This window comes from Ravibacter arvi, from assembly GCF_039540405.1.
GTDB lineage: Bacteria > Bacteroidota > Bacteroidia > Cytophagales > Spirosomataceae > Ravibacter > Ravibacter arvi.
Window position 1 is genome coordinate 185,890 of sequence record NZ_BAABEY010000025.1, and the last position, 26,347, is coordinate 212,236.

Consider the following 26,347-nt stretch of genomic DNA (forward strand, 5'->3'; position numbering starts at 1 on the left):
GCGAAATGAAATTTTCGATATTCAGATACAGCAAGTTTTTAGCGGCACTGGCATGCACCTTTGTGATGTCTTCCTGCCAGGATTTTCTTGACGTCACCCCCAAAGAGCGGGTCTCCGACGCCACACTCTGGACCTCAACCGGGAATGCAGACCTTTTCCTGAACGGCATTTATGGCAGCATCCGCGGTCCTATCGACTTCTTCGATCACGGCGATAACTATACAGACAACTCCATCAGCCAGTATTTGTGGGCCGGGAGCCGGGGACTGTACGTATTAGGTATCGAAACCCCCAATACGCTTTCAAACCTGCAGCAATGGAGCCAGTTCTCCAAAATACGCGCCTGCAACGTGTTCATCGCCAACGTCGAAAAATCCAAGCTGGATGAGAAATGGAAAAAACTGCGACTCGCAGAAGTCCGTTTCCTGAGAGCTTATTTCTACTCCATTCTCTGGACGACCTACGGCGGGGTCCCGATCATCACCGACGTACTGGACCGGAACACCCAGGGTGAGGAAATCTTCAGGGCAAGAAATACGGACGATGAGACTTTCAAGTTTATCGTAGACGAATGTGCGGCCATCGCCAATGACCTGCCGGTAAAACCCGGCGCTTCGCGGGCTGGAAAAGGCTCGGCCCTTACCCTGAAAGCCTGGTGCGAGCTGTTTTACGCGAGCCCGCTGAAAAACCCGGCCAACGACAAAACCAGGTGGCAGAATGCGGCGGCGACCTTCAAACAGGTAATGGATTTAGGGGCATATTCCCTATTCCCCGACCGTGGAACGCTCTTCTACGAAGCAAACAACAACAATTCCGAGGTCATATTTGACAAAACTTATCTCGGTGGCACCAGTATCGGCAACAGCCGTTCGGGGTACCAGCCGATTTGTTTTGTGGGCGGTACGCAGAACTCCTGGTCAGGTGTTAACGTGACCCAGGAGCTGGTAGACGAATATGCCATGGCCAACGGGTTGCCCATTACCGATCCGGCATCCGGGTATGATCCTCAAAATCCCTACAAAAACAGGGAAAAACGCTTCTACCAGGATATCAATTTCGACGGGAACATCTGGAACGGCTATGAATCGGTTTACTATACCGGTTCGGGAAGCTTGAATGAGGTTGATTTCAACTTCGGGAGCACCGGCAGGCCATGTACGGTGTACCACCCGCTGAAAGGCATAGAAACGCAATTTTACGTCAACGGGGATAACAAGCTCAGCAGTGCCAACTGGGTAATCTTCAGGTATGCAGAAGTCCTCCTGGGATACGCAGAAGCACAAAACGAAGCGGCCGGAGCCGATGCTTCGGTGTACGACGCCATCAACCAGCTCCGCAAGCGGGTTGACCTTCCTGAGCTGAAAAAAGGTCTGTCACAGGCAGACATGCGCACCGCCATTTACCGCGAGCGCCGGGTAGAACTGTGTTTTGAAGACAAAAGATGGCCCGACCTGATGCGGCTTAAACTGGCTGAAAAACTTATCCCCGGAAGTGTTCACACCATGAAAATCGAAATGGTTAACGGCAAGAAAAAGTATACCGTTGTGCCCACAGGCGGCACTAACCGTGCATTTGACCCGGAAAAAAATTACGTATTGCCGATTCCGCAAAGCGTATTGGATCAGAATTCCAAAATTGTGCAGAATCCGAAATACGGGAAAAACTGATTCCTTACCCGAAAACCGGGGCGGCCGCTATGCGGCCGCCCTCAATTCTCATCTTAAGATCCTCTTCCTGAGGCTAAACCTGCAATCTTCATGAACAGAAGACAATTCTTTAAAAAAGGCGCTGTTCTTTCCGCTGTGGCGCAGTTCCCGGCACTCCTTCCGGCGACTCCCCCGGCAAAGTCCGACACCGTTTTTATTGCCAACTACGATACGGAAAGCCCCGCCTGCCTCGAGCACCTGGAGTCCATCGTGAACGTGCACCTCAAACACCGAACGCCCGCAACTTTTTTTATCGTATCGGATATTCTCAACGACGCTAACAAGCAGCGGGTGGTAAAATTGCTCGACAATCCGCTGTTTGAAATCGGAAGCCATTCCAAAAGCCATCAGCTCATTCTCCCGCACCCGCTGAACCCCAGGACCGGGAACCCGCGGGAGCAACTGATCGATTCCAAGAAAAGACTGGAAGATATATTCGGCAAACCCATTATCGGCTACGCCACCCCTTATGCCTACGTTGACGGCTTCAAAGGCCACAAAGATATTCTTGATATCGTAACGGAGGCCGGGTATCAATACATCACTACCATCTGCTGGGGGCCCGGATTCTCCCTGCCCGCCCCTATTACCGACCCGTTTACTTACGCTGCTGACGGCTATGCCAACCTGTGGGAGATCCCGAAACACGGCTGGCACGAAAACGTGCTGAAAGGCCACACCAACGTAGACACGGTAGCCCTGCTCAACTGGCCAAGCCCCTGGCCTGACGGCGCCGTCCCTCAAAAACCGATTCAAAAACCGGAGGAAGAATTTGCCGTGAACAAAGTCTTCATGGATCTTGCAAGAGAGAAGAAGAAAAAGCACTTGACGCTCGCTTGGCATCCCTGGTCAATCGGTCGTTTCGACCCCAAAATGAAGGCGCTTGATATGACGTTCGCATATGCCAACAAAACCGGCATGAAAACCGGAACGTTTGAAAGTCTCTATAAAAACCTGATTGGGTAGATATTATTTATCCTCAATCATAATGATGCCTGCACTTGGCAATCAGAATCGCGTCTGCTTCGTATCTGTAAATCAAACGGTGCTCGTCATCAATTCGTCTTGATCAAAAACCCGTGTACTTATGCTTCAAAGGCTCCGGTTTTCCCAGTCCGTCAAAAGGATTCCTGGCAATATCTTTCAAAAGCTCATTTATTTTTCTCAGCTTTTTCTTGTCTGTGCTTTGTCAATAGAGATAGTCTTCCCAGGATTCATCTACAAATATATATTTCATCCTAATCCTGGATCAGATCTTTTGCAAACGAGTCATTTTTTTTCAGTTTTTCAATGGCCGAATCCAGCCTCATTTCGTTTTTCCGGGACGACAGCTCATACTGGGTTGCCATTAACGAGTTATACTCATCCAAAGAGATCACGACAACACTCACATCTTTGGCACGATTGATAATCAGCGTTTCAAAATTTTTCGAAACCTTATCCAGATAAAGTTTAATGTCTTTTCTGAAATCCGAGATATTGACTATCAGCATAACTTTCAGGCTTTATTTTCTTGTACAGAATTACGTACAAAATTCGCAATTATCCAACAACAAATGAATTTCCTCACCTCCCCGAAATACGCGATAAGGTTGCTTCGGCAGCTTCTGCATCCGCTTCCGGCACCAGCCTGCGGATTGCTGCTACTCGTTTTTTCGGCAGTGAGGGCCCAGCTTCCCCCTTCGTATTGGGCGACCGGTTTCTCAGGCGCTGACTCCGTTGCCACCACGAAAGGGGTCGCGGGGAAGGCCCTGGACCTGAGTAAAAATGCAAAAACCCGCCGGTCCCTCGATTTTTCGATGGATACGACTGCGGCAATCCGTAACTTTTCCTTTACCATTTGGGTCAATACAGACCCTACGTCCGGAAAGGAGTATACGATTGCTTCCACCCTTCTGCCGGGCAAAAAAGACTTCTGGTCCATCGGCGTTACGGCTGAGGGCGCATGGTTTTTTAAGGCCCGGTTCCGGGACGAGTTTTATGAATACCGGGCTACTGCCCCCCGGCAAAGCATACGCGACGGCAAATGGCACCTGCTCGCCCTTACTTATTCCGCCGATGACCGCGAGCTCCGGTTCTATCGCGACGGCATCCGGGTAGCCACCTATCTCGCTTCACCTTACCTCCGCTTCCTTTCCAGCGGCAACCTTACGCTCGGCGCCTCGCGTGCCGGCCGGAACTACCGCCAGTTCTGGAAGTTTCCCTACACCACCCAACCCTTTTACACGACCTGGGAAACGTACAATGGCCTCATCGACGATGTCAGCATTTACGAGGCCACCCTTACGGATACAGCGATTGCGCGATATTACCGGCAAATCTCGGGATCTGCCGTTCCGGCAGCTTATACTCCCGCGCCGACCTCCGGGCTCACCGTGACCACCCATAATATCAAACACGGCGGCAACGTTTTCGGAGCAGAAACCGGCCGGGCCAATCTTGCAGAAATACTCCGCAAAACAGACTCCGACGTCTACCTCATTGTTGAAACAGAAGGTTCCGGGGCCTACCTCGCCGATGCGCTCGGCTACCAGTTCTACCTGGTCGGCTCGAATGACACGGCCAACCTCGCCATTATCAGCAGGTACCCCATTATAAAAAGCTATCCGCTAAGCCGCCCCTTTACCGCAGGCGGCGTACAGATATCGCTCCCGGGGAATCAAAAAGTAAATATCTTTTCGGTTTGCCTGGATTGGCAACCTGCTTATTTCTTCTATTCGTTCGACAACAACGAAGGTTGGTCGGTTGAGCGATTTCTCGAAGAAGACGACCGCACACGCGGCCGGGAAATCCGTGAAATACTCCGGAAAATCAGCCAATGTCTGGCAGAAACCGACAGCATCCCACTCATCATCGGTGGTGACTTTGACAGCGGCTCACACCTTGACTATGTGGCAGCCACCCGCAAACAGCATAAGGGCTACGTGGTCAATTGGAATGCCAGCCGCATCAAGGCAGAAGCCGGCTTTAAAGACTCCTTCAGAGAAATTTATCCTGATCCGGTGAAAATGCCGGGTATTACGTTCAGCCTTGCATTCGAGGTGTGGATGAACGATCGTATCGATTTTATCTATTACAAAGGAAATCGACTCCGCGCGGTCGCGTCGCGAATAATAAGCGAACACCCCGTTCAGTTTCCGTCCGACCATGCGGCCTTAAACACCACTTTTGCAGTATCCAATAAGCGTTCACAACGTATCAGTCCTTATTGATTATGACTCCCTTAAACCTGCATTCAAAAAACACCTATGACGCCATTGTCGTAGGTACCGGTATCAGCGGCGGCTGGGCCGCCAAAGAACTCTGCGAAAAAGGCATGAAAACTCTTGTGCTGGAACGCGGCCGCAACGTAAAACATATAGAAGATTACGACGATATGAAAGCCCCCTGGGAGCTGCCGCACCGCGGCCGTAAAACTCAGGACGATATCCGCCGCAGCCCTATCCAGAGTGGTGTCTATAATTTCCATGAAACCTCCAAGCGTTTTTTTGTAAACGACCATGACCAACCCTACGAACAGGTAAAGCCCTTTGAATGGGCGCGGGGCTACCAGGTGGGCGGCCGCAGCCTGCTTTGGGGCCGTCAATGCTACCGCCGCAGCGACGTCGATTTCGAGGCCAATGCCAAAGACGGGTTCGGTGTGGACTGGCCTATCCGGTACAAGGATATTGCTCCCTGGTATGACTACGTGGAACCTTTCGTGGGCATTTCCGGATCGCTCGAAGGTCTGCCCCACCTGCCCGACGGCAAATTCCAGCCGCCAATGCCTATGAACTGCCTGGAAAGTTATGTATCCGAACGGGTAAAAAAAGGTTTCAACGGGGAAAGGCTGATCATACACGGGCGGACTGCCAACCTTACCCGGCAAATCGGCACGAGAGGTCCCTGCCAGTATCGTGCCAAATGTGAGAGCGGATGTAGCTACGGCGGTTATTTCAGCAGCGTTTCCGCGACCATACCGGCCGCCGCAGCCACAGGCAACATGACCCTCAGGCCATTTTCGGTGGTAAAGGAAGTCATCTACGACAAAGAAAAAAGAAAAGCCGTCGGTGTCCGGGTCGTCGATTCGGAAACACTCGAGGAATACGAATATTTCGCCAAAGTAATCTTCCTGAACGCATCGGCACTCAACACCACGCTGATCCTCCTCAATTCGGTTTCGGACGCATTTCCCGAAGGCCTTGGGAACGGAAGCGGCCAGATCGGCCATAACCTGATGGACATGCCCTACGGCATGGGGGCCTCCGGCAGTTTCGATGGGTTCCAGGATAAATACACTTTCGGCAACCGGCCTACCGGGATATTTGTCCCACGGTTCCGCAACATCAACGAAAAAACCAAAACCGACAAATTTCTGCGGGGGTACACCTACCAGGGTGGCGCCGGTCGGGGGCGCATCGGCTGGGCCGACGGCGTGGGCATGCAATTGAAACAACGCCTGACCGAGGCCGGCGGATGGAGCATGGCCATCACCGCCTGGGGAGAACACCTGCCGTACTTCGACAACAAAGCAACGTTGAGTAAAACCCGGAAAGACAAATTCGGTATGCCCGTTCTGGAAATCGACTGCGAGTTCCGCGAAAACGAAGAAAAACTGATTGAAGATGCCATGACCAGCGCCGCGGAAATCCTGGAAATGGGCGGGCTCAAAAATATCACCACCTATAACTGGAAAAAAATACCGGGATCCTGTATACACGAGACCGGCACCGCCCGGATGGGAAAAGATCCGAAAACCTCCGTACTGAACAAATGGAACCAGATGCACGAGGTGAAAAATGTCTTTATCACCGACGGTTCCGCTATGGCTTCATCGAGCTGCATCCCGGGCCCATCCGTGACCTACATGGCACTCACCGCCAGGGCGGTAGACTACGCAGTTAAAGAAATGAGAAAAGGAAATATCCGGTAACGGAAATCAGAAATCGGAGATCGGAAATCGGAAATCGGAGATCAGAAATCAGGCGCACAAACGGGCTTGCGCGGCGCGGCCGATTTCCGAATTCTGATTTCCGATCTCCCCCCAACACAGACAAAATCATGAACAGAAGAGAAGCACTCGAAAAAGTAACCCTTTTGCTGGGCGGTACAATGATCGGCGCGCAGGCATTTCTGAGCAGCTCGTTCACCTTTCCCAAAGACAGTGATTTTTTAACCGCAGCCCAAAAAGTGCTGTTGAACGAGGTCGGGGAAACTATTTTTCCGGCAACCGACACCCCGGGTGCAAAAGAGGCGGATGTAGCCGCTTTTATGTCTGTTATTGTAGCGGACTGTTATACTCCGGCGGAACAGCAAATTTTTCTGGCAGGGATAGAGAAACTGGAAAAAACCAGCCATGATACCTATGGCAGGTCCTTTCTTAAACTAAACCCCACAGAAAGAGAAACGCTGCTGACCACCATCGACAAAGCACATATCGCTTATATGTCCGCCCGGAAGTCCGGCGAACCGGTCCATTATTTCCGCATGTTCAAGGAACTTACCATTTCCGGCTATATGACCTCGGAAGTAGGCGCCGTCAAATTCCTGGAATATAATCCCGCCCCCGGCCGTTACGACGGCTGTACAACTGAGAAACCATGGCATTGAAGCTATTGACACTCGTTTTTCTTGCTTTTTTTTGTTTCTCCGCAAAAGGACAGGAAACCAGGGAAATCTATTTCAAGGTCCCCCTGAACGACTGCGATACCCGGCATTTTCCCCGGGGACAGAACAATGCTCCCGTTGAAGACTTTGCCATTCTCAAACTCCCCGCCACCTACTCCGCCAACGGGGAACCGACGCGCCTGGTTTACATGGCGCATGGCGCCGGCGGCGGCGTGTCGGCCAATGAATGGTTCCTCAACCAATTTGATCTGCAGCGTACCCTCCTCGAAAACGGCTATGCCGTGTTTGATGTGAACGGCGGCGGTGTCGAAAATTTCGGCGGGCCATTAGTAGTTTCCTCGGCCTTCAAGGCTTATCAGTACATTGTTCAAAATTTTAATGTATATCCCCGGATCATTGTCGGCGGATTTTCTATGGGCGGCCTGTCGTCCACAAATTTTGTGTACCGGCATTCGGCAATTGTACTCGGGCATGTCATGTATAGCCCGGTGCTTGATTTGTACGGGCAGGCCTGGAAGAACCCTTGGCTGAAAAGTACCCGGCAGGCAATGGCAGCGGTATATCAATTCGGCAATGTATCCGAATTCGATTCCTGCGCGGTAAATGGTTTTAACCCTATTGATGAATATACGGTGAATTCCACGCGCGGACCATTGAAACCGTACCCAGTACCGGTAAAAATCTGGCATGGCGCCCGCGACCCGGTAGTGACGGTACCGACCTCCCGCCGTTTCTTCGAAGCGGTGAAACGTGGCGGCGGAGATATAGAACTCGTGGAAATTGACAGCGACGACCACGCGCTGAGCTGCGGCAATGAAAGTATGAACAAAGAATTGCTCCTGTACATCAAACGTTTTAAATAAATGAACGCTCTCAGACGCCTGCTTCCCGATACCCTGGTCAAAACCTGCATTTGCGTCGCGCTTTTGCTGGGATTGACGGCAATCGAAAGCCGGGCCAGGGTTTGGCTTCCTTCGATTTTCGCTGATCACATGGTGCTTCAGCAAAATACCCGGATTAAAATATGGGGTTGGGCCGACCCCTGGGAAACAGCGACTGTGAAACCCTCCTGGTCTGACCAGGTATTTAAAATCAAAGGCGATGGAAATGCTTCCTGGCAGTTTTATGTGGATACACCCGCAGCAGGCGGCCCCTATACGCTTACTATTGCGGCTGAAGACGGTGAGTTCACCATCCGCAACATCATGATGGGTGAAGTCTGGCTTTGCGCCGGGCAATCCAATATGGAATGGAGTGCCAAACACGGCGTTAAGGATGCCATTGCCGATCAAAAAGGTCTTTCAAATCCGGCGCTGCGTCTTTTCAAAATGAGAAAAAGAGGAAGCGAAGAAAAACAGGCGGACGTAGAAGGGAACTGGTCGGTTTGTGATTCGGCCGCCCTCCGCAACTTCAGTGCGGTGGGCTACTTCTTCGGAAAGCAATTGAACCGGGAATTAAAAGTGCCGGTAGGTTTGGTAGATATGGCGTGGGGCGGTTCCTACATCGAATCCTGGATTCCACGCGAGTTGGTGGAACTCTACCCGGATTGCAAAAAATCGGCTGATATTATTCCGCCCACCCTGTACTGGCCCAACAAGGCCGGCGCCATATACAATGGCATGGTCGCCCCGCTGACGGACTTCCGGATCGCGGGAGTGATCTGGTACCAGGGAGAGTCCAACACCCACAACCCGCCCGCCTATTATACGCTGCAGCACCTGATGGTTGAGAACTGGCGAAGGGCAAATGCAACCGAGTTCCCGTTTTACTATGTTCAGATTGCACCCTTTCAATATCCGCAGGATAGTACCGGCAAAAAAGCTGCATATGTGCGGGAAATGCAGGAAAAAGCGCTTGATCTGCCTAAAAGCGGTATGGTGGTCTCAACCGACCTGGTCGACAACCTGAAGGATGTACATCCCATTTACAAAGCCGAAGTGGGCAGGCGCCTTGCCAATTGGGCACTGAATGAAACCTATCAGGTCCGGCGCCCCGATTATAAGAGCCCGTCGTTCGCAAAAAAAGAAATCCGGGGAAATAAAGTGTTGCTTACGTTCCGGGATGTTTCCGAAAAAGGCCTTGAATTCCGGAAAAACGAGGTAATGGAATTTGAAATCGCAGACCGGAGCAAAAAATTTACCGAGGCCAATGCCCGCGTAGTCGGGAAAAACCAGGTGGAAGTGTGGGCAGACGATGTTACGAATCCCGTGGCCGTTCGGTTTGCATTCAGCAACAGTCCCTCCCCTACACTGTTTGACAAGTCCGGGCTGCCCGTCGTACCGTTCAGAACCGACGAATGGTGAAATTGCTATTCCCTTAACCTTTTCCAAGTATGTACCTGAATCCAACCTTTAAGAAAAGCCAAAGTAAATTTCTTTTATTCCTGGCCCTGTTTTGCTTTTCCAGTCTTTACGGGCAGGAAGCCGGGAATTTCAAAGCCGGCTTCGGCAGGAGCAATATCACCCCCCTGACGCCCCAGAATTTGCTGGGATATGCACCGCGGCAATCCAATGGCGTGAGAGACAGCCTGTACCACAAAGTGGTGGTACTCGACGACGGGAAAAAGCAGTTTTACCTGGTGGCAACCGATCTGGGCACTATTGCTCCCAACACCTATGACAAGGCTGCTGCCCGGCTGAAGAAAATGTTCAACATTGACCGCGCTGATTTCTGGTGGACCAATACCCACACGCATTCGGCGCCGGAAACGGGCCCTCCCGGTGTGATTCCCCTGTTTTTAGGAGATCGCTATGAGGTGAAACACAATGAAGCCTATGCGCAATATGTAGAAGACCAGCTGGTAGAAGCCGTGCGCCTCGCCAGGAAAAATCTCTCGGCTGCCCGGTTGGGGGTGGGTTGGGGCTTCTCCCGGGCCAATATCAACCGCCGTGCCCGAGGGGTTGACAATAAAACCTTCCTGGGCGAAAACCCGGATGCCCCCGTCGACAACCGGATCGGCTTGCTGCGCATCGACCACGCCAACGGAAAACCCATGGCCATTGTCGCCAACTACGCTATCCACGGGACCGTTCTGGCCAGTACCGATGTCAGGATAAGCGGTGATGTTCCCGGTGAAGTGGCCCAGTATGTGGAAGAACAGGCCGGGGCGCCGCTGCTATTCGTAAATGGCGCCCTGGGCAATATTGCACCCCGCTTCTCCATCTCTGTCAATAATACAGGCAACAAGGACGGACAGCTCCGGCAGTTCAGAAAGCTCCTGGGAGAGCCTATACTCGAAGCCAGCCGTAAAATTACAGCCACCACCGGCCAGGTCAGGCTCAATACCACCGGCATTAACATTGAAACCCCGCGGCGGGCGGATATAAAGACCTGGCCCGATGATCTGAAAGCCTACGCGCGTACCTCCAGCACAGGACAAAACCTGATCCGGATGCCGGTACAATTCCTTCGGATTAATGATGACATCATGTTCTGGTCTGCCCCTTGCGAACTGTTCTGCGAAGTTTCAAATGAAATTCGCAACAATTCACCGTTTGCTTACACTTTCTATTCCGGCATCACCAACGGTACTTTCGGCTATTTGTGCACCGAAGACGAAATTAAGCTGGGCGGCTATGAGCCTATGGTATCGCCCTTCTCACCTGCCGCCGCAGTTGACCTCGCTGAAGGCGTAAGCAGACACCTCGAAGAAATTTCGAGGCAAAAAAAATAAAGTAACCGTATCGATTTACGCTATTTCTCTATAATAAACGATTGATTAATGTTAGCCAAAAGAGTACTCTACCTGGGCGGAATCATCGGCCTGAGCTGTTTCTCAGGTTGCCAGAAAACCCAGACCCGGCAGGGGCTTTCTCCCGCCGAAGCTATCCCGACCTTTGAAATTGCCGAGGGTTTTGAATTCCAGCAAATCGCTGCGGAACCGCTGGTCGCTGACCCGGTGGCCATGGAAATTGACGAAAACGGCCGTATGTACGTGGTAGAGATGCACGGCTACCCCCTTGACAAGGGTGGTTCCGGCGCCGTCAAACTCCTGGAGGACACCGACGGTGACGGTGTAATGGATAAAAGCACGGTTTTTGCCGACAAACTGGTATTGCCTACCGGTGTCATGCGCTGGAAAAAAGGGATACTAGTAACGGATCCGCCCAACGTATTGTACCTGGAAGACACTGACGGCGATGGCAAATCCGATAAACGGGAGGTTATTCTGACCGGATTTGCGCTGGCAAACCCCCAGCACAACGTGAACAACCCCATGCTCGGCCTCGACAACTGGATCTACCTGGGCCACGAACCTGCCGCTACAGCCAAAGTTTATACGCAGTACTACAGTGACAGGGGAAGCGAAGTTTTCTATCCGGGGCACCCTGACGGACCCAGGCTCCCTGAAAATGCACTCGGGAGAAGCGTCAGGTTCAACCCCGACCAGGTAACGCTTGAAAATCTTTCCAGTCAAACCCAATTCGGCCATACTTTTGATAAGTGGGGAAACCGCTTCCTGGTCAGCAATGCCCACCATATTTACCATGAAGTGATAAAAGCGCGGTACCTTGATCGCAATAAATCCCTCCTTGTATCCAATTCCATCGAATCCGTATCGGATCACGGTAACGCGGCCGACGTATACCCCATCACCAAGAACCCGGAGCATCAGTTACTGACGGATTTAGGTGTTTTCACATCTGCGTGCGGTATCACTGCCTACACAGGAGGCCTGTTTCCCGCTCTTTATGACAGCGTCACGTTTGTAGCCGAACCTGTAGGAAACCTCGTACATGCGGACATCCTGCGCGACCGCGGCGCCACGTTCACCGCCAGCCGCGTGCTGGAACAAAAAGAATTCTTCGCCTCTACCGATGCGTGGTTTCGCCCGGTGAATATGTATGTAGGGCCGGACGGCGCCCTGTATGTGGTGGATTATTACCGGCAAATTGTGGAGCATCCGGAATGGATGGCCGACGAGGTAGCCAAATCCGACGCAATTTACAACGGGATGGACCAGGGGCGTATCTACCGTATTACGCCCAAAGGCGCCGCCAAAGCCGATTGGACTTCGGGACTCAAGCTGGGAGAAGCCGGTACAGAAGAACTCGTAAAATACTTGTCCAGCCCCAACTCCTGGTGGCGTAAAAACGCACAGCGGCTACTCGTCGACCGGAAAGACAGCAAGGCAACCGCCCTGCTGGAAGAAGTAGTCCGCACCGGCGCCAGTCCGCTGGGCAGGCTTCACGCGCTCTGGACACTGGAAGGGTTAGCCTCGCTGACAACCGATGTTCTGTTGAAAGGTATACAGGACCCGGAAGCCGGTGTTCGGGAAAACGCCATTCGCATTTCAGAAGAAGTGCTTCTGGGCAAAGACGAGGAGAAAAAAGACCGGGTGGTGGCCGAACTCGTAAAACTTCAGCATGATCAATCGTCCAAAGTACGTTTTCAATTACTGGCAACGCTCGGGTTTGTCAATACCCCTGAAGCAGTTCAGGCGAGAAAAAACCTGTTATTCGAAAACCTGGGGGACAATTGGATGCAAATCGCGGCGCTTTCCGCTATTCCTGCCGCCGAAACGAACCTTTTGGAAGAAGTCATTCAACGGTACCAAAAAGGGAACCCCCAATACGCCACTCTGCTGGAACGGCTCAGCAATATGGCCGGGGCTGCGGGTGAAAGCTCCCGGATCAAATCGCTCGTCGCCCGCGCGCTTGCTCCTGCCGGCGGTAATGCTGAATGGAAAGCCCCTTTACTGAAAGGCCTCGCCCAAGGATTGCGGAATAAGGAAATTGACAAAGACAGCCTGGGCGCTGAACGTAGCCTGCTGCTTTCGAACGCCCTGGAAAACAAAGATGCAGGTCTCAGAAAAGCCTCTATGGACCTGCTGCGGGTATTGGGACTACCTGCCGGGGAAAGCACCGCCAGGGCAATTGCCGCCGCCGGGAAAAATGCGGAAGATAAAAAACTTGATCCTGAAAAAAGAACGGAATCCATCCGGATGCTGACCCTTGAAGATCCGCGGAAACATGCGGACGTTTTCCGGCAGCTGATTGATCCTGTCCAGCCCGTTTCAGTACAATCGGCCGCACTCAGCGCGCTCAATGCGATTCCAGATTCAACCGTCAGTGTGTTCCTGGTCAGCAAATGGAGCAGTCTTACGCCCGGGCTGAGAGACCAGGCCATCGGCATATTCATGTCGAGCGAGTCCCGTGTGGTCTTGCTGCTCGACGCACTGGAGAAAAACGTGGTTGATCCCACCGCGATCAGCTGGCCCCGGCAGGTAGGACTAATGGCCAACGGCAACGAAAAACTCAGGAACAGGGCGAGAGGGCTTCTGGCCGGCAACAATAATTCTCAGCAGGAGGTGATCAAAACCTACGAGGAAGCCCTGAAGCTTCCGGCAAATGCAGAAAACGGGCACAAGCTCTTCATCCAGCATTGCTCCGTTTGCCACCAGATAGGCGGTAAAAACGGCGTTGCCTACGGCCCAGACCTGGGCACAATCCGCAACAGGCGCCCCGAATCCATCATTGCCGATATCCTGGACCCTAATTTGTCTATCGCTGACGGCTTCGATATCTGGAATGTAGAGCTCAATTCGGGAGAAACGCTCCAGGGTCTTATCGCCACGGAAACGCCTTCGGCAATTACGCTTAAAAATTATGGCGGTATCGAAACAATCGTAGCCAGGTCCGACATCAGGTCGCTTACCGCAATGAGCACTTCGGTCATGACCAACGGCTTCAACCAATTGATTGATAAACAACAGATGGCTGATTTACTCGCCTATATCCGACAACCTAAATAGTACGAATAAGGCAATTCTTATGAACTATCCGACAACAAAAAACGTGCGGGCTTTGCTCAAATCCACGGCCGCCTTGGGTATTGGGCTAATGGCGACATTTACGCCCCTTCCCTCCATTGCGCAGTCTTTCAAGGCAGCAGTAGGCAAAGTGGATATTACACCGGACAGCCCGCAACAGCTGTTAGGCTACGGAGCCAGGAAGTCAACCGGGGTAAACGATAAAATCTACCACCGGATTGTGGTTATGGACGATGGGAAAACCCGGTTTGTATTGGTTTCATCGGACATCTGCCTGATTGCACCGTCCGAATACGACCAGGTTGCCGCCCGTTTAAAGAAAGAACTGGGCATAGAAAGGGAAAACTTCTGGTGGTCATTTACCCATACCCATTCCGCCCCGGAATTAGGCCCTCCCGGTCTGCCTGAAGCTTTTCTCGGCGAACGGTATAAGCACCAGTACGACAAAAAATATGCCGAAGAAACCGAGACAAAGCTGGTCTCCGCGGTAAAAGACGCCATAAAGCGGTTGGAACCCGCCAGGCTCTCGGTGGGCTGGGGACATTCCAACGCTAACATTAACCGGCGCGCACGCGATGCCCAGGGGAAGACCTACCTCGGGCTTAACCCCGACCTGCCGGTGGATCGCCGTATCGGTATGTTGCGCATCGACAAAAGCGATAACTCTGCCATGGCGATTATTGCGAACTACGCCATGCACGGCACGGTGATCGGTGGTGAATGTACACTGATCAGCGGCGACGGCCCCGGTATTGTTTCGGAGTACGTGGAGAAAAAAACAGGCGCCACCATGCTTTTCATCAATGGCGCCGCGGGGAACATTGCCCCTATCTACAGTACACAGCCCACACCGTTCCGCCTGAAGGAATTTGAACCCCTTCTGGGCGACCGGATCCTGGAAGCCAACGCCAGGATGACCTCCTCCGACGCAATCGTCAGCATTAAGACGGGCGGTACCATTGTCGAAACACCACGACGCGAAGGTCTGAAATGGCCCGGGTACATGGCAGACTACACCGGCACCAATACTGCCGGAACGCAGGTGGTCAAACTCCCGGTTCGTTTTCTCAAGATTAACAAGGACATCGCAATCTGGAGCGCTCCGCTTGAGCTCTTCTGCGAAATCTCGAATGAAGTCCGGGAACGGTCACCTTTTCCATATACATTTTACTACGGCTACACCAACGGTTGGCTCGGTTATATGATGACAGACGAGGAAATCCCTTACGGTGGCTACGAGACTACCGTTACCCCCTTCAAGCCCGGCGCAGGAAAGGACCTGATTAACGGCGTTCTCGGCTATATAGAAGGAGCCATGAGCGCCCGGTAAAATTTATTAAACCAATCCGATTTATGAATAAGCTATCAAAATTCGCCCTTTTGCACCTCCTTTGTTTACCCCTTACCGGGGCACTGGCGCAAGGCAATCCGCAGAAATTTCCGTGGCCTGAAGGCAAACGCATGGCGCTTAGCCTGAGCTTCGACGATGCACGTAAAACAAATGTCAGACAAGGAACCGACTTGTTCGACAAGTACGGCGTACAGGCTACCTTTTATGTCGTTCCCTCCAATGTGAAGCCTGATCTCGAACTTTGGAAAAAAGCAGTCAAAAACGGGCATGAAATGGGCAATCATTCCATTGTACATCCGTGCAGCGGCAACTTTGTGTGGTCGCGGGAAAGGGCACTTGAAATGTACACGATCGACAAAATGCGGGCGGAACTCACGGAAGCCAACCGGCAAATCAAAGAGTTGCTGGGCGTAACCCCCACCACCTACGCATATCCTTGCGGCATCACGACGATCGGCAGGGGTAAAAACGCCCAGAGTTTCGTCCCGCTTATCGCCGACATGTTTGTAGCCGGCCGCAGATGGCTGGACGAAGCCCCGGTTGACCCCAATTACTGCGACATGGCGCTGTTGACCGGTGTTGAAATGGATGGAAAAGATTTTGAACAACTCCTTCCCATGATCCGGCAAGCCGAAAAAGCGGGTCAATGGCTGGTGTTGGCAGGTCACGAAACAGCGGATTCGGGCAATCAAACCTCCCGCCTTGCCATGCTGGAGAAATTGATTCAGTACGCCAAGGACCCCAAAAACGGGATCTGGATAGCGCCGATCGGTACCATTGCACAATATGTAAAAGAGAAAAGAGATGCCGGGCTGATCAATACGCCCCAAACCCTCTATGCTGCCGCAGGAAAACCGCTGACGCTGGAAGCACGCTACGGCACTGCTGTGGGCCCTAAAATTGAGTATATGCCGGAATGGAAAGCATTCGGTTGGTTTACCGGGAAAGACAAGGTGGAATGGAGCCTGGAGATACCCCAGACAAGTCAATACGACGTAGTACTGGATTGGTCGGTTTCTGACGAAGAAGCCGGCAAGAACTTTGTCCTGGAAACCAATAAGAAGCTTCTCTCCGGGAAAGTGGAAAAGTCCGGCTCCTGGGAAACTTTCAAAGAGAAAAAAATCGGCCGGATAAAATTGGAGAAGGGAAGACACCAACTGGCTTTTCGTTCCGAAGAACCCTTTGAAAAAGGCGCACTACTTGACCTCCGGACGATTAAGCTGATACCGGTGAAGTAAACATTGCGTCCGGAATGACGGGAGAGAAATCGCCCTCTTCGTCATTCCGGGAAAGAAGTTTTTTGCGAAAACACCTTGGGATAGAAATGACAAAGAGGTGTTGTCAATGGAAGTCAATGGTAGCCGGAGGCTACCATCCGGACGGTCATCCTGAGCGGAACGCAGTGGAGCCGAAGGATCTCCTGTTGTTAGAAAAATCCTATTTAAAGGATTAGGTTCGGGGGGCGGGAGATTCCTCGGCTCCGCTCGGAATGACCGTCCGGACGGCGCGCAAATCCGTAGTATTGTCAATGGTAAGCACTTCTACCCGAGGGTCATCCTGAGCGGAACGCAGTGAAACCGAAGGATCTCCTGTTATTAGAAAAATCCTATTTAAAGGATTAGGTCCGGGGAGCGGGAGATCCCTCCACTGCGGTCGGGATGACGGAGACATACGTCAGGATGACGGAAACATCGGTAGGGGATAACGGGGAGCCCCCTCATTCCCCTGTCATCAAATCAGTGAGTAAACTTCCTCCTGTATTTCACTATACAAATCTCTTCTCGAAGGATTTCGAATCGCTATCAAAGCGTCCTTTTTAGCACGCGTCCACTTTTTCAATTGCTTCTCTCTTTCGATTGCTAAAGCGACGGATTCATAGTGTTCATAGTATACCAGATACTCCAGGTTATAAACATCAGTGAAACTTTTTTCTAACAAATGATGGCGATGCTCGTATGCTCTTTTCCGAAGATTGGAAGTAACCCCAATGTAGAGTACATTTCCATGTTTATTACTCATCATATAGATAAATGCTATTTTTTTCATATAGTATGTTTTGAGAATACCAATATAACAATTTGATAACTAACAACATACACCTCCGCCATTCCGAGCGCAACGCAGTGGAGCCGAGGAATCTCCCCAATCAAACCGCAAAATCCATTCCCTAAAAAACCGGAAGGCATAGGAGATCCCTCCACTGCGGTCGGAATGACGGGGACTCCGGCTCCCGTCATTCCGAGAAAAAAGTTTTTTTTTGCGAAAACACCTTGTAGCGGAGATGACAAATAGATGTTGTCAATGGAAGTCAATAGTTGCCGGAGACTACCACCCGGACGATCATCCTGAGCGGAACGCAGTGGAGTCGAAGGATCTTCTGTTGCTATAAAAAGTCCTCTAAAAGGGATTGGGTGAAGGGACCGGGAGATCCCTCCGCTACGGTCGGGATGACCCTCCGGTTGGAGTGGCGTCATCCATCGTGTTGTCAATGGTAGCGCATCTGCCGGATGGTCATCCTGAATGGAACGCAGTGGAACTGAAGGATCTCCTGTTGCTATAAAAATCCTATTTAAAGGATTGGGTTCGGGGTGCCGGAGATTCCTCGGCTCCGCTCGGAATGACCGTCCGGATGGCGCGCGCATCCGTAGTATTGCCAATGGTAAGCACATCTGCCCGAGGGGCATCCTGAGCGGAACGCAGTGGAGCCGAAGGATCTCCTGTTATTAGAAAAATCCTATTTAAAGGATTGGGTTCGGGGAGCGGGAGATCCCTCCACTGCGGTCGGGATGACGGGGATACAAGCCGGGATGACCGAGCAGTCGGGGTGACAGGTACGTCGGTCAAATGACGTACCTTTTCTTTATCACCTCAACACCTACTACAACTATACTTTTCTACGTTTTAAGATAGTCGTAACTTACTGCGGCCTCATACAAACAAATAAACAAACATCACCTCTCGGAAATGGAGAAACCAATCAAAAAATTAGCGCCGCTTTTCTTCATCGGCGCATTATCGCTTACCCTTTCCTGCAACCCGTCTACCAAAACTGCAACTACTGAGCCGGATGCTATCCAGGCCCCAAACGACGGTCAAAACGAACCCGCTGCAACGGGGAAAACAGACCAGCACCTCCTGATTGGCTCATGGCTGGACCTCTCGCAGGCCGCCCTTCATTTTTCGATGTTTGAAGACGGCACTGCACGATCCGACAATATGAAAACCCTGCTTTACAAAAAATGGCGGGTGGCCGGCGACACCCTCATCCTTACTGCCGAAAGTATCGGCAACGGAACCTCTTCAACAGGTGATGAAGTATTTCATATCGAGGAGTTAACGCCGTCTAAATTGGTTCTAAAGCAAGGAGAAAACCTTTTGGAATACAAGAAAAAATAAAATCCCGGTTAAATTCCTGATTCTTCCATACTAGCACCGCAGAGCGTTGCTAATTCCGCACGTCCGGGCTTTCCGGGAGAAGTCATAAATAATCACCAAAACCCATCAAATATCCAATTTTTTATCAACTTAGTTCAAATTTTAGTAGATTTTACTGCCGCTAATCTTCTATGTTCATGAAACACATAAACCTCGACACAAATGAAAATCCACGTTTTAAAAGTCGTACTGGCGACTTGCCTGCTGCTTTCCGTCGGAAGCGCCGGCTTGCTCGCGCAGATCCGGGTGACCGGGCTTATTACCGGGGGACAAGCGAAGCAGCCGCTCCCCGGCGTCACGGTGGTGGTAAAGGGAACTAACCAGGCCACCAGCAGCAATGCCGAGGGGAAATATGAGCTTCAGGTCGGTCCCAACGCGACCCTGGTCTTCAGCTTTATCGGTTTCAAAACCCAGGAAATCCCTATCAACAACGCCCAGGTAATTGACGTCAACCTGGAGGAAAGTGTAACCGGCCTGGAAGAAGTGGTCGTTACCGCCCTTGGAATAAAGAAAGAAGCAAAAAAACTGGGCTACGCCACCACCACGGTTAGCTCGGATCAACTTACCGTCAACCGGACACCCAACTTCGTCAACACCCTGCAAGGCAAAATCGCCGGCGTTAATATTACCAGCCTCGGGTCAGGACCCGGGGGAACTTCCAAAATCAGAATTCGCGGACAATCTTCATTTTCAGGTCAGAATACGCCGCTGATTGTGATCAATGGCGTACCCATAGACAATACCAACTTTGGTACCAACCCCGGCAACCAGGCCTCCGACAACGCTTATGCGGTCAGGGGCAGCGGCATGACCTCGGATGGCGGTGACGGCCTTTCAAGCATTAACCCCGACGACATTGAGAGTATGACCGTACTGAAAGGCGCAACCGCGGCCGCTCTTTACGGTTCCCGGGCCAAAGACGGGGTGCTCATGATTACTACCCGGACCCGTGGAGAAACCCAGGGGATCGGTGTATCATACAGTACCAATTTTACTATTGACACTCCCCTGGATTTCACCGACTACCAGTATGAATACGGCCAGGGTGAAAATGGCGTACGCCCTACTTCACCCAACCCTACTTCCGGCCAATGGTCATTCGGAGAAAAATTCCAGCCCGGCATGACACAGGTTTTATTCGACAGCGTGGTAGTTCCTTATGTACCCGTATACGACAGAATCAGGAAATTTTACCGGAACGGAAGCAGCTTCAACAACACTGTTTCAGTAGCATCCAACTCGGAGAAAGGCGGCTTTTACCTCTCTTTTGCCAATATGGACAACAAGGGCCTGGTCCCCAACAACAGCTTTAACCGCAAAACACTCAACCTTGGATTCAACTACGACTTGTCCAAAAAACTGACCATTTCCGGGAACGTCAACTACTCTTACGAACGTAATAAAAACCCGCCGGTGATTGCCGAACAGGACAATTCAATTCCGACCAGCCTGAATAACCTGGCCAATTCGATGCCGCTCGACCTGCTGAACGAGAAAAAATACAATGCCGCCGGGAATGAATTTCCCTATTCACGGTTTATGAACCGGACGAACCCGTATTTCACGCTCGCGGAGCAATTCCAGGATATCAGGAGGGATCGTATATTCGGCAATATAGCGGTTCGTTACAACCTGGCGGACTGGCTTTATGTGCAGGCTCGTGTGGGACAGGATTACTGGTCCCGATCGCATGACTATATCAACTACCCCACCGGGCAGGCATCAAGGCCTGCAGCCCCCGCGGGGTTTGTCAACGGAATGTTTACGCAGGACGCCCGCCGCTTTCGCGAGATCAACAAGGATATTCTCATCGGTTTGAATAAGAATTTCGAAAAATTCGGCCTGGATGTCTCGCTGGGCGGCAACCAAATGTACCGCCGTTCCGAACAAAATAATACGCAGGTCACCGACTTTGTCGTCAGGGGCTTGTACACGGTGATGAACGGCAGGGTCAAGGATCCTATTTACAGTTTGTCTGAACGTGCCGTAAATTCGGTATACGGATCAGCTGAACTATCGTTCCAAAACTTTATTTTCCTCAATTTCACCGGCCGGAATGATTGGTTTTCTACTCTCTCCAAAGAAAACGCCAGCATATTTTACCCGTCTGTATCGGGTAGCTTCGTGTTTTCGCAGGCATTTAACGCTACACCATCCTGGCTGACCTTCGGTAAACTACGGCTCGCGCACGCAGAGGTAGGAAGCGATACCGATGTGCCTCCCTACTCCAATATACTGTTTTACGGCATTGGCGCCAACCTGTTTCCTAACAGCGCCGGCGCGCAGCAACCGGTCGGCGCCATCAGCGGCCTGACAGTGCCCAACGCCAACCTACGTCCCATGCGCGCCTCAGAGTCAGAAATAGGCCTTGAACTAAAGCTTTTCGACAACCGCCTTTCACTGGACTTTGCCGCCTATCGAAAAGTCACCAAAGACCAGATTGTCTCCGCCCAGATCTCGGACGGCTCAGGCTTTACGAATACGCTGATCAACAGCGGGGAAGGACGAAACGATGGATTTGAGCTTTTGCTTGGCACTGAACTTGTCAGAAGCAATCATTTTCAGTGGGATTTGTCAATCAACGGATCCTACAACAAAACGAAAGTACTCAGTCTGCTAACCGATACTCCGGGCGATAAAATTACCGTCGGTACCCACGTATTCAATGGCGAGCTCAGGCAGGTGGTAGGCCAGGAAATGGCACAACTCTACGGATTCGGTTACAAACGCGACAATCAGGGCCGGAAAATATTCGGGGCCAACGGGCTGCCCATACGCACGAGCGACATGATCCCCTTTGGCACGGCTATTCCCAAATGGACCGGCGGGATCACCAACGCCTTCCGGTACAAAGACGTCATGCTTTCCTTCCTGATTGATTTCAAACTCGGCAACTCCATGATCTCGGGCACGAATTTCAATGCCACACGCCACGGCCTGCATAAAATGACACTGGAAGGGCGTGAAGGCGGTGTGAAAGGTGTTGGCGTCAATGAACAGGGTGAGACCAACGAGGTCATCGCAAAAGTGCAGCCCTACTGGGAAGTAGTCCGGTCGCAGGGACTGGTGGAACCGATCGTCTACAAAGCCGGGTTCTGGAAGTTGCGCCAGATCACCGCCGGGTACGACTTTACCAAAATGCTCCCGGCCAAATTCCCCATCAAAGGGCTCCGGTTGAACTTTGTCGGCAATAACGTGCTGCTCATCAAAAAATGGGTACCGAATATTGATCCCGAAAGCTTCGGCTACGCTTCAGACAACATCATGGGCCTTGAAGCGAGCGGGCTGCCCACCACGAGAAGTATGGGCTTCAGCCTGAATGTCAAATTCTAACCGGTCGAAAAGATGAACATAGCAGTTGGAAAGGCGATCGGAAATCGGCGCGCTGATTTCCGAGTTCCGATCTCCGATTTCCGATCGCCCTAACCGCTCAAACCTATTTCCTACCATGAAAACAATACTCAAATTTTGGTTAATGGTGGCCACCCTGGTCGCCGCCACTTCCTGCGATAACGGCTTTGAAGATCTGAATACCAACAAAATAGGGGTTACCGGCATTAACCCGGTGTTTATGCTGAACGACGCGGTCACGTTTACGGCGCTTCCCCTGGGAACGGTGATCTATGATGTAGGCATCATGCAACAAATAGTCACTCCCAATTCCGGTATATTGACCGGCGCCAATTTCAACCTCGACAACCGTACCGCAACCCAGGAACTCTGGCAACGTTACTACCGCAATACGATCCGCAACACGGTATCGGTTATCAACCAGGTTGCCAACGATCCTACCCGAACCAACCTGCTGCAAATGGCGCGAATTTTAAAGGCGTTTGCCTTTATGGTCATGACCGATACCTATGGTGACGTTCCTTACTCCGAAGCGGGAAAAGGGTTTATCGATCAGATAGTGCTCCCCCGGTACGATCCGCAGGAAACCATTTACAAAGAGATTATCCGGGAGCTTACGGAAGCCTCCGCAGCGCTCGATGCAACCAAGCCCACAGAGTCGGCCGACATCCTGTATATCGGCGACGTAACCAAATGGAGAAAGCTTGGTTACTCCTTGCTGCTCAGGGCCGGGATGCGGCTCTCGCTGGTCGCACCGGAGCTGGCCGCACAAACCGTCAAGCTTGCTTTCGAAAAAGGGGTTTTCCAATCGAACGGCGACAATTTCATGATTCTTCACAATGCCAATTTCCTGAACCCTATCGGCAACGGCCTTAATGCTACCGAAGCCAACAATTTCTTTCTGGCAGCGCCTTTTGTTACCCACCTCAAAACCACTGCAGATCCGCGTCTGAAAGCCATTGCGGTGCGTTACGTGGGAGCCACTTCAGGCCCACAGATGGTCCCGTCACGCGGATCTACCGATCCGGAGGTACAAATCGGGATGCCATTGGGATACGACAACAACACGATTTCCGGCCCGGTGGCCGCCAGCAAACTGGCTAGTTTTTACGACTACAGCCAGGTTGACCGGAACCGCATGGTGAAACTGCAAAGTCCGTCATTCCTGGTTACGTACGCGCAAACCCAATTACTGCTTGCCGAAGCCGCACAGCGCAACTGGATCGCCGGCTCGGCAGCGACGTTTTATGAACAGGGTATCCGGGCTCACATGGAGCAAATGGCACTTTACGACGCCGCATGTGCAGTTCCACCCGCTGCGACTACGACCTACCTCGCCGCCAATCCGCTTGTACCCGCAAAGGCTCTTGAACAAATTAACACACAGTATTGGATTGCGTCTTTCCTGAATGGCCCCGAAACTTTCGCCAATTTCAGGAGAAGCGGTTTCCCGGCACTGCCCCCCAACCCCTTCCCGGGGAAAGGGATCAAAGGCAATTTTATTAACCGGTTGACCTACCCGAACTCAGAATTGTCCGTTAATTCCGGCAATCTGAACGAAGCAGTAAGCCGGCAGGGACCTGACGATCTTGACACGAAAGTGTGGTGGCACAAATAGGGAGCATTAAAACTCCCTTTCGCCAAATTCACTGGCGGGCAACTTGCCTTTTTTCGCCGACTGGTTGATGTTAAAACTCAGGTTCAACAGGAAAATGTCGGTCTCGTGAATGTAGTTGGTTGTGGTAAAAAAGTCCTTGCCCCAGGTAGTAATACGCTGTTGATTGGTACCGAAGAGCCCCATATCCACGTTTTGCCATTGTAGCAACGCTGCCAGCCTCCCCTTCAGAAACGTTTTTCTGAGGGAGAGGTGCGGCGTAACAAAACGCGAATCTTCTCCCTGCGCCGTTACCCTTTTTGAAAGGTAATTTACCGAGCCCTGAAGTTGCCAGGTAGGTGAAAGCGCCACTGTGGTGTTGGCATTGATCAGGTATACCCAGCCTGCCGAATTAACCTTCACTTCATTGTTGAAGAGCGTACCGTTGATTTTATAGTGATACAGATTTCCGCCGGCATACAGTTTCCAGCTTTTTGTAAGGTCCAGCGTGGTCCCCGCCTCCAATCCATTAGAGAAGGCGATACCGGCATTGGTGTAAATTCTGTTCAGGATAGTATCGCTATATATGCTATTAACCCGGTTAACCACATTTTTTATACGCTGCCGGTAAACATTGGCAAAAAAGGTTCCATTGTCAAATGTCTTGGAAATCCCCAGCTCCATTAGCCCTATGAATTCGGGCAGGATGTGCGGGTCGCCTGATTCCAGTGTCTCCGAGTGTTCGCGTTCGGGGAATGGATTCAGCTCATTGTTGGTGGAACGCTGCACCCTTTTGCTATAGGCGGCTTTAACCGTAAAGGAAGGGTCTACTTCGTACTGAAGATTAGCGACCGGGAACAGGTTATTGAGATTGAGTATCGCCGCAGCCTCCTCCCCGGGCCTGAATGACCGGAAAGCATATTCGTACCGCAGCCCGCCGTTGTAGGTGAATCTGCCGGCCTTACCGTTGTACTGGCTATACACAGAATGAATACGATTGACGGCACGTGTAGTACTGCTGAAGGCAGGAACGATCAAAAAAATGTTTCGTGGAACGTCCAGTTCAAGATATTGGAAATCCCCGTTCTGAACCTGGTTCCGGTATTGATACCCTGTCTCCAGTTTTCCTTTGCCAAGGTTCAGCACATAATCGGCCCGCAGCCTGTAAGCCCGCAACGGGTTTTCTCCCGGGTTCAGACTTCCCTGGAGTATCACCTTCCTGCCCGGCTCCTCCAGGTTATAATTGGTGGTCAGGCCATCGATGTCCGCCCATTCCGTCAGTCCTGACAACGTTACTACCGACCGGTTATTAAAAGTGTGCGAAAAGTCGAGGTTACCCAGTGTTACCCGTCCCGTTTTTTTGGCAATATTGGTGTTGAAGTAATTGATACGGCCGATGACATCTCCTGTGTTCAGATCGGTTTTGGTATTGTTATACACAATATCCGCCCGTCTTGATTGTGAACGATAGCCGGTGTAAAACCCGGCGGTTAGCGCATTTTTTTTGTCGGGCCGGTAAGTTACCGCCGCGCGACCCGTGTAATTGTACCGGATAAAGCTTCTCTCCCCGTCAGAAGGGAATGAAGTATAAACCTGGTTGATGGTGGTATGAACATCTCCCACCCTCCTTCCGGACATATCATTCCGCAGAAACCCGACGCTGGCGCTTACCTCCCACTTGTCTGTGAAAAGTCCGTATGTAACATCGGCACCAAAGCGGAGCGGCGCATTCAGGTTGTCAAAACGGCGTACGGAGGGCAACCCGCCCTGGACGCTGGCCGAAAAAGACTGGCTGTCGGGAGCGGCGGCTTTGGTAGTAATATTAATAATGCCGGATTTCCCGTCGGGATCAAAGCTGGCGGAAGGCGCGGTAATTACTTCTATATTCTCAATGCTATTGGCAGGAAGCTGGCTCAATACAGTCATGGGATCTGCACTTACCGGGCGTCCGTTCAATAAAACCAAAAAGCCCGTAGAACCCCGTAACATCATGACGCCTTCGGCGTTAACGGAAACGGAAGGCATATTTCGCAATACATCCACTGCCGTTCCGCCACTGCTGTTTAAAAATTTATCGGCACGATATACCTGCCGGTCTATTTTTTGCTCCATCGTTTGCCTTTCTCCTGCCACGTTCACCGCATCAAGCAGCCGCGCATCGGCCTCCAGCTGCAATACCGGCGCTACCTGATCTTTACCGGATTCAGGTATCAGGACATCCTGCTTCAAGACTTTGTAGCCAATAAACTGCGCCTGCAGAAAATACTTTCCGGGAACCACGCGCTCAAAAAGGTAGGCTCCTTTTTCATCGGTAAGAACTCCCGACACGGAAGCAGAATCCGCGCTGCGGAATAAAACTACAGAAGCAAAAGGCAACGGCTCACGGGTAGTTTTGTCAGTCACTGTACCGGAAATCTTTACCTGGGCCAACACCAGGCAGGGCATTGAATACAAAAGCAATAACGATAAAAACTTCATCCCGGCGGCTATTCAAAAGTCATTGATCAGTTTAGGCGGCAAAACTACCCTTA

Annotated in this window: 20 protein-coding genes and 1 pseudogene; 17 read left to right on the forward strand and 4 right to left on the reverse strand. The window is 51.6% G+C overall.

The features are described 5' to 3' along the window. Nucleotides 1-5: 5 nt before the first annotated feature. Entirely contained in the window at nucleotides 6-1,667 is a 1,662-nt protein-coding gene (locus tag ABD852_RS14040; protein WP_345029914.1) for a RagB/SusD family nutrient uptake outer membrane protein, read from the forward strand. A gap of 90 nt (nucleotides 1,668-1,757) precedes the next feature. Beyond that, complete coding sequence (locus ABD852_RS14045; protein ID WP_345029917.1) at nucleotides 1,758-2,672, forward strand: polysaccharide deacetylase family protein; 915 nt, start codon at nucleotides 1,758-1,760, stop codon at nucleotides 2,670-2,672. Nucleotides 2,673-2,685: 13 nt separating this feature from the next. Here ABD852_RS14045 and ABD852_RS14050 read toward each other — a convergent pair. Continuing rightward, a pseudogene (locus ABD852_RS14050) lies at nucleotides 2,686-2,943 on the reverse strand (Txe/YoeB family addiction module toxin). A 1-nt stretch (nucleotide 2,944) separates the two neighbouring features. Then, nucleotides 2,945-3,199: a type II toxin-antitoxin system Phd/YefM family antitoxin gene (locus ABD852_RS14055; protein ID WP_345029918.1), complete on the reverse strand. Its 255-nt coding sequence runs from the start codon at nucleotides 3,197-3,199 to the stop codon at nucleotides 2,945-2,947. Nucleotides 3,200-3,262: 63 nt separating this feature from the next. Here ABD852_RS14055 and ABD852_RS14060 point away from each other — a divergent pair, with 63 nt between their 5' ends. The 10 genes from ABD852_RS14060 to ABD852_RS14105 all read left to right on the forward strand — a co-directional run bounded on the left by ABD852_RS14060 (nucleotide 3,263) and on the right by ABD852_RS14105 (nucleotide 16,889). Then, complete coding sequence (locus ABD852_RS14060) at nucleotides 3,263-4,918, forward strand: LamG-like jellyroll fold domain-containing protein (protein ID WP_345029919.1); 1,656 nt, start codon at nucleotides 3,263-3,265, stop codon at nucleotides 4,916-4,918. 2 nt (nucleotides 4,919-4,920) lie between these two features. Further along, entirely contained in the window at nucleotides 4,921-6,618 is a 1,698-nt protein-coding gene (locus tag ABD852_RS14065) for a GMC oxidoreductase (RefSeq protein ID WP_345029921.1), read from the forward strand. 128 nt (nucleotides 6,619-6,746) lie between these two features. Next, nucleotides 6,747-7,295, forward strand: a complete 549-nt coding sequence (locus tag ABD852_RS14070; RefSeq protein WP_345029922.1) for a gluconate 2-dehydrogenase subunit 3 family protein — start codon at nucleotides 6,747-6,749, stop codon at nucleotides 7,293-7,295. Beyond that, on the forward strand, nucleotides 7,286-8,176 hold the full coding sequence (locus tag ABD852_RS14075) for an alpha/beta hydrolase family protein (protein WP_345029924.1): 891 nt from the start codon (nucleotides 7,286-7,288) through the stop codon (nucleotides 8,174-8,176). Before ABD852_RS14070 ends, ABD852_RS14075 begins: the two co-directional genes overlap by 10 nt. Beyond that, entirely contained in the window at nucleotides 8,177-9,616 is a 1,440-nt protein-coding gene (locus ABD852_RS14080) for a sialate O-acetylesterase (RefSeq protein WP_345029926.1), read from the forward strand. A 29-nt stretch (nucleotides 9,617-9,645) separates the two neighbouring features. Beyond that, nucleotides 9,646-10,986 (forward strand): neutral/alkaline non-lysosomal ceramidase N-terminal domain-containing protein, encoded by a 1,341-nt coding sequence (locus ABD852_RS14085; protein ID WP_345029929.1) that lies wholly within the window; start codon nucleotides 9,646-9,648, stop codon nucleotides 10,984-10,986. Nucleotides 10,987-11,034: 48 nt separating this feature from the next. After that, nucleotides 11,035-14,067, forward strand: coding sequence for a PVC-type heme-binding CxxCH protein (locus ABD852_RS14090; RefSeq protein ID WP_345029931.1), 3,033 nt, complete (start codon nucleotides 11,035-11,037; stop codon nucleotides 14,065-14,067). A gap of 19 nt (nucleotides 14,068-14,086) precedes the next feature. Then, a complete protein-coding gene (locus ABD852_RS14095) occupies nucleotides 14,087-15,415 on the forward strand; it encodes a neutral/alkaline non-lysosomal ceramidase N-terminal domain-containing protein (protein ID WP_345029933.1) in 1,329 nt (442 codons plus the stop codon). 23 nt (nucleotides 15,416-15,438) lie between these two features. Next, on the forward strand, nucleotides 15,439-16,674 hold the full coding sequence (locus ABD852_RS14100; protein WP_345029935.1) for a polysaccharide deacetylase family protein: 1,236 nt from the start codon (nucleotides 15,439-15,441) through the stop codon (nucleotides 16,672-16,674). An 86-nt stretch (nucleotides 16,675-16,760) separates the two neighbouring features. After that, a complete protein-coding gene (locus tag ABD852_RS14105) occupies nucleotides 16,761-16,889 on the forward strand; it encodes a hypothetical protein (RefSeq protein WP_345029937.1) in 129 nt (42 codons plus the stop codon). Between the two features lie 278 nt (nucleotides 16,890-17,167). Here the strand turns inward: ABD852_RS14105 and ABD852_RS14110 are convergent, their stop codons facing one another. Then, a complete protein-coding gene (locus ABD852_RS14110; protein ID WP_345029938.1) occupies nucleotides 17,168-17,482 on the reverse strand; it encodes a GIY-YIG nuclease family protein in 315 nt (104 codons plus the stop codon). Between the two features lie 361 nt (nucleotides 17,483-17,843). Here ABD852_RS14110 and ABD852_RS14115 point away from each other — a divergent pair, with 361 nt between their 5' ends. The 5 genes from ABD852_RS14115 to ABD852_RS14135 all read left to right on the forward strand — a co-directional run bounded on the left by ABD852_RS14115 (nucleotide 17,844) and on the right by ABD852_RS14135 (nucleotide 23,840). Next, nucleotides 17,844-17,996: a hypothetical protein gene (locus ABD852_RS14115; protein ID WP_345029940.1), complete on the forward strand. Its 153-nt coding sequence runs from the start codon at nucleotides 17,844-17,846 to the stop codon at nucleotides 17,994-17,996. Beyond that, nucleotides 17,957-18,163, forward strand: coding sequence for a hypothetical protein (locus ABD852_RS14120; RefSeq protein WP_345029942.1), 207 nt, complete (start codon nucleotides 17,957-17,959; stop codon nucleotides 18,161-18,163). Before ABD852_RS14115 ends, ABD852_RS14120 begins: the two co-directional genes overlap by 40 nt. 237 nt (nucleotides 18,164-18,400) lie before the next feature. After that, nucleotides 18,401-18,832 (forward strand): lipocalin family protein, encoded by a 432-nt coding sequence (locus tag ABD852_RS14125; RefSeq protein ID WP_345029944.1) that lies wholly within the window; start codon nucleotides 18,401-18,403, stop codon nucleotides 18,830-18,832. Nucleotides 18,833-19,033: 201 nt separating this feature from the next. Then, a complete protein-coding gene (locus tag ABD852_RS14130) occupies nucleotides 19,034-22,204 on the forward strand; it encodes a SusC/RagA family TonB-linked outer membrane protein (protein WP_345029947.1) in 3,171 nt (1,056 codons plus the stop codon). A 115-nt stretch (nucleotides 22,205-22,319) separates the two neighbouring features. Further along, nucleotides 22,320-23,840: a SusD/RagB family nutrient-binding outer membrane lipoprotein gene (locus ABD852_RS14135; RefSeq protein ID WP_345029950.1), complete on the forward strand. Its 1,521-nt coding sequence runs from the start codon at nucleotides 22,320-22,322 to the stop codon at nucleotides 23,838-23,840. Between the two features lie 6 nt (nucleotides 23,841-23,846). Here ABD852_RS14135 and ABD852_RS14140 read toward each other — a convergent pair whose 3' ends face one another. Further along, nucleotides 23,847-26,294 (reverse strand): TonB-dependent receptor, encoded by a 2,448-nt coding sequence (locus ABD852_RS14140; protein ID WP_345029953.1) that lies wholly within the window; start codon nucleotides 26,292-26,294, stop codon nucleotides 23,847-23,849. Nucleotides 26,295-26,347 lie beyond the last annotated feature (53 nt).